General features: G+C 72.3%; 13 protein-coding genes. 4 read left to right on the top strand and 9 right to left on the bottom strand.

Annotation, left to right across the window (positions count from 1 at the left end; translation table 11 throughout):
- Window positions 1-24 precede the first annotated feature (24 nt).
- From AB0958_RS26410 to AB0958_RS26400, 3 genes are all read right to left on the bottom strand, one after another.
- Entirely contained in the window at window positions 25-783 is a 759-nt protein-coding gene (locus AB0958_RS26410; protein ID WP_360526776.1) for an NUDIX hydrolase, read from the bottom strand.
- A gap of 177 nt (window positions 784-960) precedes the next feature.
- Window positions 961-3123 carry a glycogen debranching N-terminal domain-containing protein gene (locus AB0958_RS26405; protein WP_366892931.1) on the bottom strand — a complete coding sequence of 721 codons (2163 nt, stop codon included), beginning with the start codon at window positions 3121-3123 and terminating at the stop codon, window positions 961-963.
- Window positions 3124-3308: 185 nt separating this feature from the next.
- Complete coding sequence (locus AB0958_RS26400) at window positions 3309-4826, bottom strand: DUF4192 domain-containing protein (RefSeq protein ID WP_366892930.1); 1518 nt, start codon at window positions 4824-4826, stop codon at window positions 3309-3311.
- A 151-nt stretch (window positions 4827-4977) separates the two neighbouring features.
- On the opposite strand from AB0958_RS26400, the gene AB0958_RS26395 reads away from it, so the two are divergent.
- Together AB0958_RS26395 and AB0958_RS26390 are read left to right on the top strand one after the other, a co-directional pair.
- Window positions 4978-7143: a RecQ family ATP-dependent DNA helicase gene (locus AB0958_RS26395; RefSeq protein ID WP_366892929.1), complete on the top strand. Its 2166-nt coding sequence runs from the start codon at window positions 4978-4980 to the stop codon at window positions 7141-7143.
- Between the two features lie 286 nt (window positions 7144-7429).
- Complete coding sequence (locus AB0958_RS26390) at window positions 7430-8050, top strand: hypothetical protein (protein ID WP_366892928.1); 621 nt, start codon at window positions 7430-7432, stop codon at window positions 8048-8050.
- 513 nt (window positions 8051-8563) lie between these two features.
- Here AB0958_RS26390 and AB0958_RS26385 read toward each other — a convergent pair.
- The 3 genes from AB0958_RS26385 to AB0958_RS26375 form a co-directional block, all read right to left on the bottom strand.
- Complete coding sequence (locus AB0958_RS26385; protein WP_366892927.1) at window positions 8564-9190, bottom strand: hypothetical protein; 627 nt, start codon at window positions 9188-9190, stop codon at window positions 8564-8566.
- 68 nt (window positions 9191-9258) lie between these two features.
- Window positions 9259-9960: a ribonuclease HII gene (locus AB0958_RS26380; protein ID WP_366892926.1), complete on the bottom strand. Its 702-nt coding sequence runs from the start codon at window positions 9958-9960 to the stop codon at window positions 9259-9261.
- Between the two features lie 77 nt (window positions 9961-10037).
- Window positions 10038-10661, bottom strand: a complete 624-nt coding sequence (locus tag AB0958_RS26375) for a TetR/AcrR family transcriptional regulator (RefSeq protein WP_366892925.1) — start codon at window positions 10659-10661, stop codon at window positions 10038-10040.
- A 193-nt stretch (window positions 10662-10854) separates the two neighbouring features.
- Between AB0958_RS26375 and AB0958_RS26370 the strand changes: the two genes are divergently transcribed.
- On the top strand, window positions 10855-12402 hold the full coding sequence (locus AB0958_RS26370) for an MFS transporter (RefSeq protein ID WP_366892955.1): 1548 nt from the start codon (window positions 10855-10857) through the stop codon (window positions 12400-12402).
- A gap of 154 nt (window positions 12403-12556) precedes the next feature.
- On the opposite strand, the gene AB0958_RS26365 is transcribed toward AB0958_RS26370, so the two are convergent.
- The 3 genes from AB0958_RS26365 to AB0958_RS26355 form a co-directional block, all read right to left on the bottom strand.
- Window positions 12557-13486 (bottom strand): ADP-ribosylglycohydrolase family protein, encoded by a 930-nt coding sequence (locus AB0958_RS26365; RefSeq protein ID WP_366892924.1) that lies wholly within the window; start codon window positions 13484-13486, stop codon window positions 12557-12559.
- Between the two features lie 10 nt (window positions 13487-13496).
- Window positions 13497-14156, bottom strand: a complete 660-nt coding sequence (locus AB0958_RS26360; RefSeq protein WP_366892923.1) for a histidine phosphatase family protein — start codon at window positions 14154-14156, stop codon at window positions 13497-13499.
- An 86-nt stretch (window positions 14157-14242) separates the two neighbouring features.
- Window positions 14243-14848, bottom strand: coding sequence for a YdbC family protein (locus AB0958_RS26355; RefSeq protein WP_366892922.1), 606 nt, complete (start codon window positions 14846-14848; stop codon window positions 14243-14245).
- Window positions 14849-14999: 151 nt separating this feature from the next.
- Between AB0958_RS26355 and AB0958_RS26350 the strand changes: the two genes are divergently transcribed.
- On the top strand, window positions 15000-15533 hold the full coding sequence (locus AB0958_RS26350) for a TerD family protein (protein ID WP_366892921.1): 534 nt from the start codon (window positions 15000-15002) through the stop codon (window positions 15531-15533).
- The last annotated feature ends 44 nt before the right edge of the window (window positions 15534-15577 follow it).

Here is a 15577-nt window from a genome sequence, read left to right as displayed (position 1 = left end):
CTGTGGGTTCGCACTGTCGGCCGGTCACACCTCGGGCCGCAGCATCGGCGGGTTGAGCAGGGTCGCCCCACCGGCCCGGAAGAGCTGCGCCGGACGACCGCCCTGACGAGTGGTCGTGCCGCCCGTGGGGACGAGGAAGCCGGGGGTGCCGGTCACCTTGCGGTGGAAATTGCGCGGGTCGAGCGCCACCCCCCACACCGCCTCGTAGACCCGGCGCAGCTCGCCGACCGTGAACTCGGGCGGGCAGAACGCGGTGGCCAGGGACGAGTACTCGATCTTGGAGCGGGCCCGTTCCACACCGTCGGACAGGATCTGGGCATGGTCGAAGGCGAGCGGGGCGACGGGCTCGCCGTCCCGGCCGTAGCCGCCCTGCGCGAGGAGTTCCTCGACCGGGGCCCAGCGTGCGTTGCTGGCGTCACCGCCCGCGCGGGGTGCGGGGAGGTCGGGAGCGAGGGCGAGGTGGGCGACGCTGACCACGCGCATCCGGGGGTCACGCTTGGGGTCGCCGTAGGTCGCCAGTTGCTCCAGATGAGCCCCGCCCTCCTGGGCGGGCACGTCGGGGTCGTGGGCACTCAGCCCGGTCTCCTCCGCGAGCTCCCGTGCCGCCGCCTGCGAAAGATCCTCATCGGCCCGTACGAAGCCGCCCGGCAGCGCCCAGCGCCCCTGGAACGGCGACTCGCCTCTGCGTACCGCCAGCGCGCACAGGGCATGGCGGCGCACGGTCAGCACGACCAGGTCCACGGTGACGGCGAACGGCGGAAAGGCTGACGGGTCGTAGGGCATGCGGTGATCATAGTCGTCTGCCTGACGATAAACACTCCCTTCGCCGCTCGGTCCGACAGCTGATCCACTTCGCTCCGGTATGCGCCCCGCCATCCACCGGGACGTGCGTACGACGCCCGGTCACCCGTTCCCGCACGACCGTGCCGACCTGCCCGCGCCCCCTCTGTACAGCCGGGGTCACTTCCCCAGTCGCAGACCGTCGGCGGCCTCCTCGACCATGGCCAGGCCCAGCCGGCTGACCCGCACCGAGAAGGGCGCTCCGGCGACCCGCAAGTCGGTCAAACCGATTTCCCCCAGGGGGGCGCTGTGGAGCGGGCGAAGGACGACGGTGCCGGCCGGGACGTCGGGGCGGATGCCGACGAGCGTGGTCAGGAGCAGGATCCCGGAGGCGGCGGCCGTGGCGGCCGGGCGGCAGGCAGCGGGATGCGCGAGGGGGGCACTCCCGTCGGAGCGCTGTTCCCCGGCGAACATCTCCGGCAGCCGGTGGCCGAAGTGCACGGCCGCCGCCAGCAGCCCTCGCAAGAGCCCGCCTGCCTCCTTCTCGTAGCCGGCGGCGGCCAGTCCGGCGACGGCGAGTGCCGTCTCCTGGACCCGGACGGCCCCGGACCGGTGGCCGAACGGGTGGTGCCCCGCCTCCTTCGCTCCCATCCCACGCAGTCCCCACCCGGAGTCCATGGCCGGACCACCGAGCAGCCGGGCGAGTTGCTCGGTCTGGACCTTGTCGAGCAGGCCGGGGCCCCAACGGCCCGCCCCCAGCAGGCCGGTGTCGAGCAGATGCACTGCGGTGGCGCCGAGCAGGGCCAGAGGGGGGCCGCCGGGTTCCAGGGCCAGAGGGCGGCCGTCGGCTTCCAGGGCCAGAGGGCGGCCGTCGGCTTCCAGGGCCGCCACCGGGCGGCCGCCGCCCCGGTCCGCGGCCCAGAAGTCCACCCGGAACGCTTCTCGCAGCTCCTGAGCCCACTGCCGCAGCGCGGCGGCGCCCGGCCGCCCGTAGGCGTCGAGGAGGTCGGCACCCAGCAATGCGGCCCGGTGGGCGTGGGCCTGGGTCTCGCTGCGCACGGGGCCGCCCGGCTCCGGGGCGCACAGGTAGGTCCCGTCGCCCGCCTGCGTGCGCAGCCAGGTCAGGCAGCGCTCGGCGGCCGGCAGCAGCTCCCGTGTCTCCTGTTCCGGCAGCCCCCAGCGGCGTGCCTCCGCTAGCAGCACGGGGAAGAGCAGGGTGGCCTCCGTTCCGGTGCACGCCGGTGGCAGGTGTGCGCCCGCGTCGCGTCGGGGGCCGGGAATCATGCCGGTCCGCGGTCCCGGACCTCGGAGCTGGGTCCGGGCCAGGGTGCGCAGAGTGCCGGCGGCGAGACGGGTGCCGAGGGGCAGGGCCATCCTGGCGGCGGCGAGCGCCTCGGCCGGTGCCAGGCCGCATCGCCACGGTGCCCCGGCTGCGAGACAGGGGTCAAAGGGGTACGCCGGGTCGCGCAGCAGCAGTGCCTCCAGGTCGTCGATGCTGGTCCTGAGCAGCGCCGCGACCCCCGGGTCGTCGCCTGTGGCACTGGCCGGTGCGAGGGGGCTGGTCGCGGCCCGTCCCACGGCGCGCGACGGGCCCGCACCCTCCGCTCGCACCCGCAGCCGCACGCCGGCCGTGCCGCCCGGCGGCAGTTCGAACTCCCAGCGCAGCAGTCCCGCCGAGGCCAGCGCGTCGGCGGGTGGCGGGTCAGAGGTGACCCACGAGTTGCCCCTGGGGGTGGTCCAGCGCAGGCCGGAGCCGTGGACGCCGGCCGGGAGTTCGTGGCCCGGGGCGCCGGCGGCGATGGCACGCAGTTCCGCGAGATCGGTGGCCAGGGCCACCTCGAGCGGCAGGCGCAGGGGGTGGACCGCGTAGCTGCGCAGGGTGATGCACTCCGTGCCGTCGGCGTGCCGGGTGCGTTCCACGACGACGTCCGGGTCCGGGCCCGCCGCCGGAGAGACCCGGACGGTGCCGACGAAGCGAGCGGAGTCCGCCCCCGTCATCCGGGCCTGCACGGCGAGCGGTTCCCGGCCGGCCACACGGACCTGGCAGCGAGCGAGCAACCGCCGGCCCGCGCGGTAGAAACCCTCCAGTCCCTGACCGGTCAGCTGACCGTGCTCCAAGGAGATGGCGAGCCCGGGGAGCGCGACGCAGATCAGAGCGTTGTGCGTGGGCGGCAGTCCGGTGGCGTGTCGAGGGCCGGGAGCCGGTCGTGCGGGAGCCGACGCGGGCCGGGGAGCGCGGGCGGCCGGCAGGCCCGGACCGTCGTCCGTCGGCGGGAGCCAGGGCGGGAGGTCCCTCGGTCGGCGGTTGTCGTCAGCGGTGGAAGGCGGAGTCGGCTGATGCATCGGGAGGCTTCTTCTGCGCTCTGTGCGCCGGTGACGTGCTCGGCGCCGGACGGAGGGCTCCGGAGGGGCGACGGCGGGTGGCGGCACGGCCCGTCCAGCCGTTCCGCCACTCAGGTGAACGGGCGCGGGCTCTTCCCGGTCACGCCCCCGCCCGCCGAACCCGGCCGAATGAGCGTGCGGCCGGCTCATTCGTCGGACTCACTGCCGCTGTTCCCGGATCGCGCGCCCTCCGTGCCGGTCCGGCCTGCTCGAGTGCCGCTCTCCTCCGCCCTGTCCGCCGCTGCGGGCCGGTCCGCCGCGCGCGTGCGCGTGCCGCCGGGCCTGGTCGAACCGGGGCGGGCGTGATCCGCGTCCGCTCGTCGTGGCCGGGTCACGTCCGGCCGCCGCCGTCGGTTGTCGGTGTTGTTCCCCGTACGCGGACGACGCCTCGGGGGCGCCGCTGCCCCGCCGGCCGGCAGGTGGTCGGCTCCCGGGGCGAGCGGGGTGGCGTCGGGGACCGCCGCTGTGCTGTCCTCGCTGCGGTGTTCGGCCCGGCCCGCGCGCAGGCAGCGGCGGATCGACTCCGGATCGAGACCCTCGTTGCAGGCCTGGTGCAGCAGGTGGGCGAAGAGATAGTCGGGGTCTGCGCCCAGGGCCATGGCCAGGGCCTCCCGCCCCTCCAGATCGTCACCGCTCGACCAGGCGACCCAGCCGGCCAGGGTCAGGGGCGCGGCGGCGTGTTCGCCATAAGGGCCGACGCAGCGGCGAGCCAGGGCTCGCCACAGCCGCAGGGCCGGGCCGGCCTCGGCGCCCTCCATCCAGGCGGCCGCGCGATCCCGGGTCGTGCGGTCCTGGAGCCCGAGGATCAGCCGCGCGGCCTCGTCGTGGGCGAGCAGCCGGTCGTCGCGGAGGTCCGCCCGGTGGGTGTCGGACTCCGGGGTGGCGGCCGCGTACCGTTCGATGATCCGCTCCGCGAGGGCGAGGGTGTCCTCTGCCACCTCCGCGCGGAAGGCGTCGTCGAGGATGCGGGGCACCAGGGCCCGGCCGGCGCGGTCCAGGGCGGTCTCCTGTTCCCGCGCGTCGCCGCTCTCCCAGGGGAGCAGCCTGGCCCGCAACTCGCGCAGGCTGCCGCGCACCTGGATACCGGCGTAGGTGGCGGCGGCCGCGAGCACGGAGGTGCCGGGCAGGCCCATGGGCGTGCCGTCGGCGGGACAGCACCCTTGCGTCGGGCAGCAGTACGACCAGAAGCGGGCGTCCGAGATGCACAGCGCCTCGATCACGGGCACGTCGAGCCGGCCGCACTCGGTGCGCAGCAGGTGGGCGAGCGGAGCGAGCCGGCGCATGACGTCACGTCCCGTCTCGCCGGGTGCCGGTTCCTGGCAGACGTAGGCGACCATCTGCTCGGGCCGGGTTCCCCTGCGCTCGCTGCCCGTCATCAGGCCTTGGGCGAGCTGGCGTGCGGCCGGCTCCCAGTCGTCCTTGTTCGCGGGGATGCCGAGCCGGGCCCGGCCGCCGAAGCGGCCGCGGCCGCCCCGGTCGTGCAGGGCCATCAGGACCATGCTGTCCTCGGGGCGGTACCCGAGCAGGTAGGGCAGTGCGTCGGCCAGTTCGGCCGGGGTGCGCAGGGTGACCTGGGGGTCGTGGGCTGATCGGCACAGGGGGGCCGAGCCGTCCGTGATCCCGCCGTTCTCGACCGGTCCGGTGCTTTCGCTGTGATTCGTCATGCGCCGACGATCTCGCGGATCCTGCGATGACGGTTCTGCCTGTGGATAAGTCGAACCAGGGACACGACAACCGTGCCGCCCTCGTCCACAACGTGCCGCCCTCGTCCACAGGCGGCCCGGGCTGTCGGTCCCGTCCTGTTGTATGGGACCCATGGAGCACACGAGCAACGCGGATCTCCGGGCCCGGGCGGACGCCGTCCTCGCCCGTCTCGTCGGCGACGAAACGGGCACGGCCCGGCTGCGCGAAGACCAGTGGCGGGCGATCGAGGCACTGGTCGCCGACCGGCGCCGGGCCCTGGTCGTGCAGCGCACGGGCTGGGGCAAGTCCGCGGTGTACTTCGTGGCGACCTCGCTGCTGCGGACCACGGGCAGCGGCCCGACGGTGATCGTCTCCCCGCTGCTCGCGCTCATGCGCAACCAGGTGGAGGCGGCGGCCCGGGCCGGTATCCACGCCCGCACCATCAACTCCTCCAACACCGAGGACTGGGACGCGATCCAGGCGGAGATCGCGGCCGGTGAGGTCGACGTCCTCCTCGTGTCACCCGAGCGCCTCAACAACCCCGACTTCCGCGACCAGGTACTGCCCAGGCTCGCCGCGGCGACCGGCCTGCTCGTCGTGGACGAGGCCCACTGCATCTCCGACTGGGGCCACGACTTCCGGCCCGACTACCGACGGCTGCGCACCATGCTCGCCGACCTCCCGGCGGGCGTGCCGGTGCTGGCGACCACCGCCACGGCCAACGCGCGCGTGACCGCCGACGTCGCCGAGCAGCTCGGCACCGGTGGCGGCTCGGACGCGCTGGTGCTGCGCGGCCCACTGGACCGGGAGAGCCTCAGCCTGAGCGTGCTGCGGTTGCCGGACGCCGCGCACCGGATGGCGTGGCTGGCCGATCACCTGGGCGAACTGCCGGGTTCCGGCATCGTCTACACGCTCACCGTGGCGGCGGCCGAGGAGGTCACCGCCTTCCTGCGGCAACGCGGGCACGCCGTGGCGTCGTACACGGGAAAGACGGAGAACGCCGACCGGCAGCAGGCCGAGGACGACCTGCTCGGCAACCGGGTCAAGGCGCTGATCGCCACTTCCGCCCTCGGCATGGGCTTCGACAAGCCCGACCTCGGCTTCGTGGTGCACCTGGGCTCGCCTTCCTCCCCGATCGCCTACTACCAGCAGGTGGGCCGTGCCGGACGCGGTGTCGAGCACGCCGAGGTGCTGCTGTTGCCGGGCCGGGAGGACGAGGCGATCTGGAGTTACTTCGCCTCGCTCGCCTTCCCGTCGGAGGATCTGGTCCGCCGCACACTGGACATCCTGTCCCGGGCCGGGGGCCCGATGTCGTTGCCCGCGCTGGAGCCGCTGGTGGAGCTGCGTCGGTCCCGGCTGGAGGCCATGCTGAAGGTTCTCGATGTGGACGGCGCGGTCAAGCGGGTCAAGGGCGGCTGGATCGCGACCGGACAGCCGTGGACGTACGACGCCGAGCGGTACGCGTGGGTGGCACGGCAGCGCGAGGCCGAACAGCAGGCGATGCGGGAGTACGCGGCCACCGCGGACTGCCGGATGGAGTTCCTGCAGCGCCAGCTCGACGACGAGGGTGCGAAGCCGTGCGGCCGCTGCGACAACTGCGCCCGGCCGCGCTTCACGGCGGACACCTCGTCGGCCGCGGTGGACGCGGCCCGGGTCGACCTGGGGCGCGCGGGTGTCGAAGTGGAACCCCGCCGGATGTGGCCCACCGGTCTGCCGGCGATCGGCATCGACCTCAAGGGACGCATCCCGGCTGGTGAACAGGCGTCGCCGGGACGGGCGCTGGGGCGGTTGTCGGACATCGGGTGGGGCAACCGGCTGCGACCGCTGCTCGCACCGCAGGCCCCGGACACACAGGTACCTGACGACGTGGCCCGTGCCGTGGTGGAGGTACTGGCCGACTGGGCGAAGGGTCCCGGCGGCTGGGCCGCGGGAGCGGCCGACGCCCAGCCCAGGCCCCGAGGGGTCGTCACCGTCGCCTCGCGCTCCAGGCCTCGGCTGGTCCACTCCCTCGGGGCGCGGATCGCTGAGATCGGCAGACTGCCGCTCCTGGGTTCCGTGGAGTACGCCCACGAGGCGCAGCCGGTCTCACGCAGCAACAGCGCGCAGCGCCTGAAGGCACTCGACGGTGCGCTGACCGTGCCGCCCGCCCTCGCCGGCGCCCTCGCCGAGGTTCAGGGGCCCGTACTGCTGGTGGACGACTTCACCGAGACGGGCTGGACGCTGGCCGTAGCGGCGCGCCTGCTCAGGAGGGCCGGGGCGCGGGGAGTGTTGCCGCTGGTCCTGGCCGTTCAGGGCTGATCGGCGCGGTGTCGTTCGCATGCGGTGCCGGGTTCGGCGCACGAGTGTGCCGTTGCCGGATGTCCAAGGGGTCGCCGAGCGCCTCCAGGGGTAGGGATATAAGTCACACACCCCCAGATAACAGTCGGTGGCCCCATTTGCTCGTTGCCGCATCCAAGTTCGACAGGAAGAATTGAGGTCCGCTCCCCGCACGGCTCGTCCGTGATCCGGTTGGGCTTTGCTGCGGTGCGCGCTCCCCCGAATCCAATCCCGCCCGCAGTGTGGGCGCGTAGCCGAAGGGAGGAACGTGACCTTCGGATTCGCTCCGTCCTCGGCAGCATCGTTGTCGACGTCCGCGTCCGCCGTTTCCGCCAGTCGCCTGCTCGAGCCCGCGGAGTGGGCCGACGCCGGAATACCGCTGCTGCGCAACCCCCGTGAGGTGGTCAGCGGGCTGCACACCCGGCACCGTCCACGGCTGGGCACCGCGATCGTGGCGGTCCTCGACCCGGAGGAGCGCCTGTGCGCCAGCGCCTCCTTCAGTCGGCGTTCCGCCGCGGCCGACGGCTGGATGTTCCGCAACGTGCTGCTCGCGCAGTTGCGCCGGGTGATCCCGCACGACCTGCGCCGCCGCACCCCGGTGCGGACCGCCGTGCTGCTCTACTGCCGCGAGGGCGACGCGCGTTGGACGGAGGAGGACGGCGCCTGGATGTGGGGGCTGCGGGACGCCTGCACCCTGCACGGGCTTCGCTGCGGGGCGTACATCACGCTGACCCACGACGGCTGGCAGGTGCTCGGCGAGGGCCGCGGCGGACGCCGCCCCAGTGCCGACTCGGCTCCTGAACCCTTCGCCCTGTCCGAGGTGCCGCCGCCGTCACCGCGCACCGGAGGCGCCGCCTCCGACGTACTGCGCCGCGCGGCCGCTCGCTGAACCCGGCCCCGAAAGGGGCGCCGGCCGGACAGGCACCACCGGGCACGGCACCCTGAACCCGCCGCACCGTGCTCGCCGACCGCTCGCGTCACTCCCGGCGAGCCCGCCACGGCGGCGAGAGGGCCTGCCGTGTCAGCGCGCGGGAGCGGCTTGCCGTGTCGCCGAGCCGGAACCGCCTACCGCGTCGCCGAGCCGGAACGGCCTACCGTGTCGGTGAGCCGGAGCGGCCCGCCGTGCGAGCGAGGCAGCCCGCCGTGCGGCCCCTCGGCGGCCCCGGCCCGGTACTCCGGTTTCGGATCCGCGGCCCGGTGTCCGCGTCGCGGATGCGACCCAGTGCCCGCGTGGCGGGTCCTCCGCCCTGTCGCTGCCCGCGTGGCGGATCCTCCGCCTGTGCCAGACGGCCGCTCCCCGACGGCAGCGGCCACCGCAGGGTTCCGGGCACGCCGAAGGCACCACCGTGCCGGTCTCCGCCGACCCCCTTCGGTACCTCCGTGGCCCCGGAGGCGCCGGGGGTCAGACGCCCGCGCCCAGTACCGAGTTGATGCGCTGCGGGTCGCCGCAGACGATCAGCAGGGCACCGGCCCGCGACAGGGCCAGCGGCAAGGCGGTGGCGGCGACGGTGTCCGGGCCGCCGTTCACGGCGACGACCACGACGGCGCGGGTCGCGGCACGGGAGGCGATCGCGGCGTCCGCGTAGAAGACGTCGTCGCCCGCGTCGTGCTGCGCCCAGTAGGAGGTTTCACCGAAGGACAGCTCGTGCTCGGCCCACGGGTGCTGCGGGCCGGTGGTGATCACCAGCACGTCCCCGGGGGCACGGCCCGAGTCGAGGAGCAGGTCCACTGCTTCCTCGGCCGCGTCGAGAGCGCTCTCGACCGAGGCCGGGATCAGCTGGATCTGCGGGGCCGCCGCTGTCGCGGCGGGCACGGCCGGGCCGGACGGGCCTGGCTTGGCCACCTCCCGCGGGGTGCGCTGCACCGGCGGTGCCGGCCGCACAGGGCCGGGACGACCGGGACGCGACGGAGCCGCGGGGCGGGGGCCGGGTACGGGACGGGGGGTCGGCGCGGTGCGGCCACTGGCCGGAGTGGCGCGGGGACCCTGGGCACTCTCGTGAATCTGAGGCTCCTCGGGAATGAGAGGCATGAGCTGATATTTATCAAACGTTGGTGCAGGTGAGGTGAACCGGGTGGCACAACAGTGCGACTGGAGCGTCAGAAGTCGAAGCCGAGCTGACCCTCGATCTCCGGAACGCCGCCCTCCGCCCAGCTGCGGACCTTCTTGAGGTGCCGCCACTGGGGCAGCGCATCAAGATACGCCCACGACAACCGGTGGTACGGGGTGGGGCCCCGCTCCTCCAGTGCGGCCTTGTGCACGGGCGACGGATACCCGGCGTTGGCCGCAAATCCGAAGTCTGCATGGTCGATACCCAGTTCGGCCATCATTTTGTCGCGCTGAACCTTGGCGATCACCGAAGCCGCCGCGACGGCCACGCACGAGCGGTCACCCTTGATGACCGTGCGCACTCGCCAGGGGCGGCCCAGGTAGTCGTGCTTACCGTCGAGGATGACCGCGTCGGGGCGGACCGGCAAGGCTTCCAGAGCGCGGCAGGCCGCGAGCCGCAGCGCGGCCGTCATCCCGAGGTCGTCGATCTCCTCGGGCGAGGCATGCCCCAGGGCGTACGCCGTGACCCACGTCCGCAGGACCTCGGCAAGTTCCGTACGTCGCTTGAGGGTCAGCAGTTTGGAGTCCGTGAGTCCCTCGGGCGGCCGGCGAAGACCGGTGACCGCGGCGCAGACGGTGACGGGCCCGGCCCAGGCGCCGCGCCCCACCTCGTCGACACCGGCGATGACCTTCGCTCCGGTCGTCGCGCGAAGGGAGCGCTCGACGGTGTGGGTAGGTGGTTCGTACGGCATGGCGCCCTTAGCGTACGCCGCACTGATCCCTGAGCGACACCCGGCCCACCGGGCCCCGGCCGTCGCCGGACCGTGGTTCAGGCACCGGGCGGCGCCAGCAGCGGGAGCATCAGCTGGTCGACCATCTCCTCGATTTCCTGATCGCTCCATTCGCTTGCAGAAATCTTGGATCGGTACATCATCATCGCCGGAATGACATCGAGGACATAGCTGTTGGTCGCGTCAGCCCGTACGTCACCCCGCTCCACGCCGCGCTTGACCACCTGCCTCACCAACCTGGTGGTCGGGCCCACAACCCCTTCGAAGATCACCCCGTGGAAACGTTCGACCTGCATGTGATCGCATTCGTGAATCACTGATCGCAGCGCGAAGCCAGGCCGCGAGAACATCGCGTCCCGGGACTGGCGGCACAGTGCGAGCAGGTCCTCGCGCACACTTCCGAGATCGGAGGCTTCCTCCAGCCGGGGCAGCCCGGCCTGCAGCGCGTCGGCGACCAGGTCCTCCTTGGAGGACCAACGGCGGTAGACCGCGGCTTTCCCTGTCTGGGCGGCGGCGGCGACGCCCTCCATGGTGAGGCCGCTCCAGCCGACGGTGCTGAGCTGCTCCAGGGCGGCGTCCAGGATCGCGCGTTCGAGAACCGCCCCGCGTCGGCGCGGAGTCACTGCCCGAACGGGTCCGGCCGTCTGGCGCGAGGTGACCATCTGAGTCTCTCCAGCGAGCAGGGGAGGCGGGCATGAGGCGGGCATTCCAGAACAGCGCACACGGAGCGCCCCGACAGGGGCACGGTATCCGATGACGCACACAGTGAACACTTGCGTTCACTATCAAGGGCTCACTACCGTTGAGGCTTCAGTGAACGTGACCGTTCACTAATCCTCTGGAGAGAGACCCATGGTGACAACCTCTCAACTGTCTCAGGATCAGAAACCCGGTGCGGCCCGCCGACAGGGACATCCAGGCATAGCCCTCACCGTCATCGCGGCCTGCCAGCTCATGGTCGTACTCGACGCGACGATCGTGAACATAGCCCTTCCGCACATTCAGTCGGCGCTCGACTTCAGCACCACGGACCTCACCTGGGTGGTCAGCGCCTACACCCTCACCTTCGGCGGTCTGTTACTCCTCGGCGCCCGCGCCGGTGACATCCTCGGCCGTCGCCGGGTCTTCCTGACCGGCATCCTCCTGTTCACCGTGGCCTCGCTCCTCGGCGGACTCGCTCAGGAACCCTGGCAACTGCTGGCCGCCCGCGCCGTCCAGGGCGTGGGAGGCGCGATCGCGTCGCCGACTTCATTGGCCCTGATCACCACTACCTTTCCCGAAGGCCCCGAACGCAACCGGGCGTTCGGCGTGTTCGCCGCCGTCTCCGCGGGCGGCGGCGCCCTCGGACTGCTCTCCGGCGGCCTGCTCACCGACTGGCTCGACTGGCGGTCCGTGTTCTTCGTCAACGTGCCCATCGGGCTTCTGATCGCCGCGCTCACCCCGCTCTACATCAACGAGTCCGAGCGGCAGCCGGGGCGGTTCGACATCGCGGGCGCGCTGACCTCGACGGCGGGCATGGCGTCCCTCGTGTACGGCTTCATCCGGGTCTCGGAAGAGGGCTGGCACGACGGTCTGGGCCTTGGTTCGTTCGGTGCCGCGGTGGTCCTGCTGCTGGCCTTCGTGTTCATCGAACGCCAGGCGAAGGAGCCCATCACCCCGCTGAGTATGTTCGCCGACCGCAATCGCTCCGGCACCTACGTGATCATGCTGAGTCTGGCCGCGGCGATGTTCGGCATGTTCTTCTACATCGTGCTGTTCGTCCAGGACGTGCTCGGCTACAGCCCGATCAGGGCCGGGCTGGCCTTTCTTCCCATCAGCGTGGCGATCGCCGCGGGCGCCGGCCTGTCGCAACGGTTCCTGCCCACTCGGGGCCCCAAGCCGTTCATGATCGCCGGTGCGGCGCTGGTGGTCGTGGCGCTGGTCTGGCAGGCCTTCGTCAAGCCGGACAGCTCGTACCCCGGCGGCGTGCTGGGGCCCATGCTGGTCTTCGGTTTCGGGATGGGCCTGAACTTCGTGACGGTGACCAGCATGGCGGTCTCCGGCGTCGCGCCGCAGGAGGCCGGCGCGGCGTCCGGTCTGCTGAACGCCATGCAGCAGGTGGGCGGTGCACTGGGGCTGTCGATCCTGACCACGGTCTTCGGCTCGGCCAGCAAGGACGAGGCGAAGAAGCAGCTGCCGAAGTTCCTCGCCCACGGTTCGCCGGCCCAGAAGGCGGAGTTCGCCAGGTCCCATCAGCTGCCGGCGCCGTGGGGACACGAGGTGCTCGCGCACGGCATCGCCACGGCCTTCGTCCCCGCCGCCGTGATGGCCGGGCTCGGCCTGCTCACCGCCTGGCTGGTGATCAAGGTCCGCAAGAGCGATCTCGAGGCCCTGGCGGGCACCGCCGGCCCAGGGGTGGGCTGACCTCACCGGGACGCCCGGCGGTCGTCCGGAGTTCCCTCCGGGCACGGGGAGCGCCTGCGGGCGGCGCCAGATCCGAGCGGCGACCGTACGCCGGGAGCCGCGCAGGCACATCGTGCCCGGCGGCACGGACGGTGGCCGGGTGCCGGTGAGGCGGTCACCCGCCCGTGGCAGGACCCGTTCCCGTCGGCACCCATCCCGGCAGCGGCTCCGTCCGCTGCGCCCAGGCGGTCGGCGGGGCGCCCGCCTGGGCGCCGGCCAGTACACCGCCCACGATGGCGCAGGTGGTGTCCACGTCACCGCCGACCTGGGCGGTCGTCCAGAAGGCCGTCTCGTAGTCGCCGAGGGCACGTGCCGCCGACCAGAGGGCGAAGGGGACGGTGTCATGGGCGGTCGTACGCCGTCCGCAGCCCAGGACGGCCGCGACGGTGCCCGCGTCGCCGTAGTCGAGCATGTCGCGGGCGCGCCGCAGGCCCTGGCCGACGGCGCTCCTGGGGATGAGCGAGATGACACCGTCGAGGAGGGCCTCGGGGCTCGGCGGGCCGTCGGGCGCGGCCGCGAGGGCGGCGGCCGCCGCCACGGCCATGGCCCCCACGACCGCCTCGCGGTGCTGGTGCGTGGGGTAGGCCGAGATCTCGGCCTGGTGGGTGGCCTGCTCCGGGTCGTCCGCGTACCAGGCACCCAGGGGCGCGATCCGCATCGCCGCGCCGTTGCCCCATGATCCCTGGCCGTTGAAGAGCGCGGCGGCCAGTTCACGCCAGTCGCCGCCCTCCCTGACCAGGCGGAGCAGCCGGTTGACGGCGGGGCCGTAGCCCCGGTCGAAGTCGTGGTGCTCGGCGAAGGAGTGGGCCAGTGCGTCCTGGTCGATGCGGTGGTGGGCGGCCAGGACCGCGACGACGGAGCCGGCCATCTCGGTGTCGTCGGTCCAATGCCAGGGGTCGGGTGGCAGCTCGCGCCGCTTGAGCAGCGGGTAGTTCGCCGGAACGAAGAACTGTGAGCCGAGCGCGTCGCCGACGGCGAGTCCGCGCAGGGCCGCCAGGGCGCGGTCCAGGCGCCCTGGGGTCGAGGAGTCGAAGGAGGAGGTCATCGCGGCCAGCCTAGCCGCTCATCCAGTGGGGTTCCGGGTCCCGCCAGCGGTCGAACGGCTGGTCCAGGGTGTACTTGCCGTCGTCTCCGAGAACGAGCATCCGCATCTCGGCGTTCCCGGGATTGGAGAGCGACTCGAAGTCCGCGACCGTCCAGTGGAACCAGCGCATGCAGAACAGCCGCATCGCCAGCCCGTGGGTCACGAGGAGCACGTTGGGCGGGTGGTCCGGCGCCTCGAAGCTGCGGAACAGGCTCTCCAGGAAGCCGCCGACCCGGTCGTACACGTCGGCTCCGGACTCGCCCTGCGGGAAGCGGAAGAAGAAGTGCCCGTACGCGTCCCGGTACGTCTTCTGCAGGCGTACGTCGTCGCGGTCCTGCCAGTTTCCCCAGTCCTGCTCGCGCAGCCGGGGCTCCTCGCGCACGCGTATGAGATCCGGGTCCAGCTGGAAGGCGCGGAGGGTCTCGTGGGTACGGCGGTAGGGGGAGACGTATACGCTGACGCGCTCCCGGCCGAAGATCTCCCGGATGCGTTTGCCGGTCTGCTCCGCCTGTCGCCGGCCCCGGTCGGTCAGGGCCAGCGCGTGGTCGGGTTCGCGCTCGTACACGGAGTCGTCGACATTGCCGGTTGACTCGCCGTGCCGGACAAGGACGATGCGCCGTGGTCGTGCCATGCCAAAACCCTAGATCGAGTGACGCGAAGTCGAGCACTCGAATGGGCCCCATACGGCGCAGGTCACACCATTCAGGGGTTGGATATTCAAACGATCCAGCTCGGTTCGAGCTCCACGATGTCGCCCGTGAGGTCCGCGATGTCGGCCTCCGTCTGGGCACGCAGCGCCAGCCGCTCCACCCGTTCGGTGCGGTACTTGCCGTGTTCGGCGGCCGACCGCCACATCGAAAGGACCATGAACTCGTGGGCGGGGGCCTCCGCGAACATGCCGCGGATCATGCCGGGGGAACCGGCCATCGCCGGGTTCCAGACCTTCTCCTGCATCAGGGTGAAATGCTCCACCCGCTCCTCGTGCACCCGGCAGAGCGCCACCCGGATCAGGTCGGCGTCCGTGAACCGCGGTTCGAAGCCGGTCTTCACGTCGAACCGGTACTCGAACAACTTGACCCGCTGATCCTTGTACGTACCGACCTGGGACGCGGCCAGACGGTCGTGCGAACGCGCCATGAAGGAGTCGTAGAAGGCACGGCTCTCCCAGAAGGCGAAGGTGTGCGCCACTCCGGGACGCTGCCGACTCCAGCCCCCGCCCTGTCCCCGAAATCCCGGCTCCCCCGGAAGCCCCGCCCATTTCCGCTGCCCCCGCTCGAAGCCCCGGCGGTCCACCACGGTGCAGCGAATCCACTTGACCAGCACCGCGCCATCGTAAGGCCATGGAGCGTGGCGTCGGTCACGCTCCGGCTGAGATCACCCGCGCATGCGCCCCCGCGCGCGTGGCACGATGGACAAAGAGCCTTGGCAGAGCATCAGTTGGGGAAGTGGACCTCTAGGGGGAAGGGGACGCGTGGTGAGCGGTTTCAGCAAGGCGATCCGCAAGGTCGAGGTCGCGGTGAAGTGGGATCCCAGCCCGTCCGGGCAGCCGCCCACCGATCTCGACGTCGTGGCCGGGACGTTCACGGCGGCGGATCCGTACGGAACTCCGGCCTATCTGGTGCACTTCGACAGCCGGTCGCCGGACGGCACCATCTTCCTCAACCGCGACAGCCAGGACGGCAGGGGCTTCGGCTGGGACGAGGTGATGACGCTCGAACTCGACCGGCTCGCCGACCGGTACGCGCGCGTGGTCGTCGGAGTGGTCATCCAGCAGCGGTCGGCGCACCGGACGTTCGTCAACGTCCTGAACCCGGCCGTGCGGGTCCGCGAGGGATACACCGTGCTGGCCGAGGACGACTTCGGCTCGGTCCTCGGGTCCACGGCCGCCGCGGTCGCGGAGTTCGTGCGCGACGAGTCCGGTGACTGGGGCTTCCGGCCCGGCCTGCACGGCTTCGACGACGACCCGGAGGTCTTCGCCCGCGCCATGGGCGGGCTGGGGCGTGCCTGACGACGGAAGTGGAAGACGGTGAACGGTGAGGGGCGTCGGCCGTG

The sequence above is a fragment of the Streptomyces sp. NPDC006655 genome (assembly GCF_040703965.1).
Classification (GTDB): Bacteria; Actinomycetota; Actinomycetes; order Streptomycetales; family Streptomycetaceae; genus Streptomyces.
This window is presented reverse-complemented; position numbering and strand designations above follow the sequence as displayed.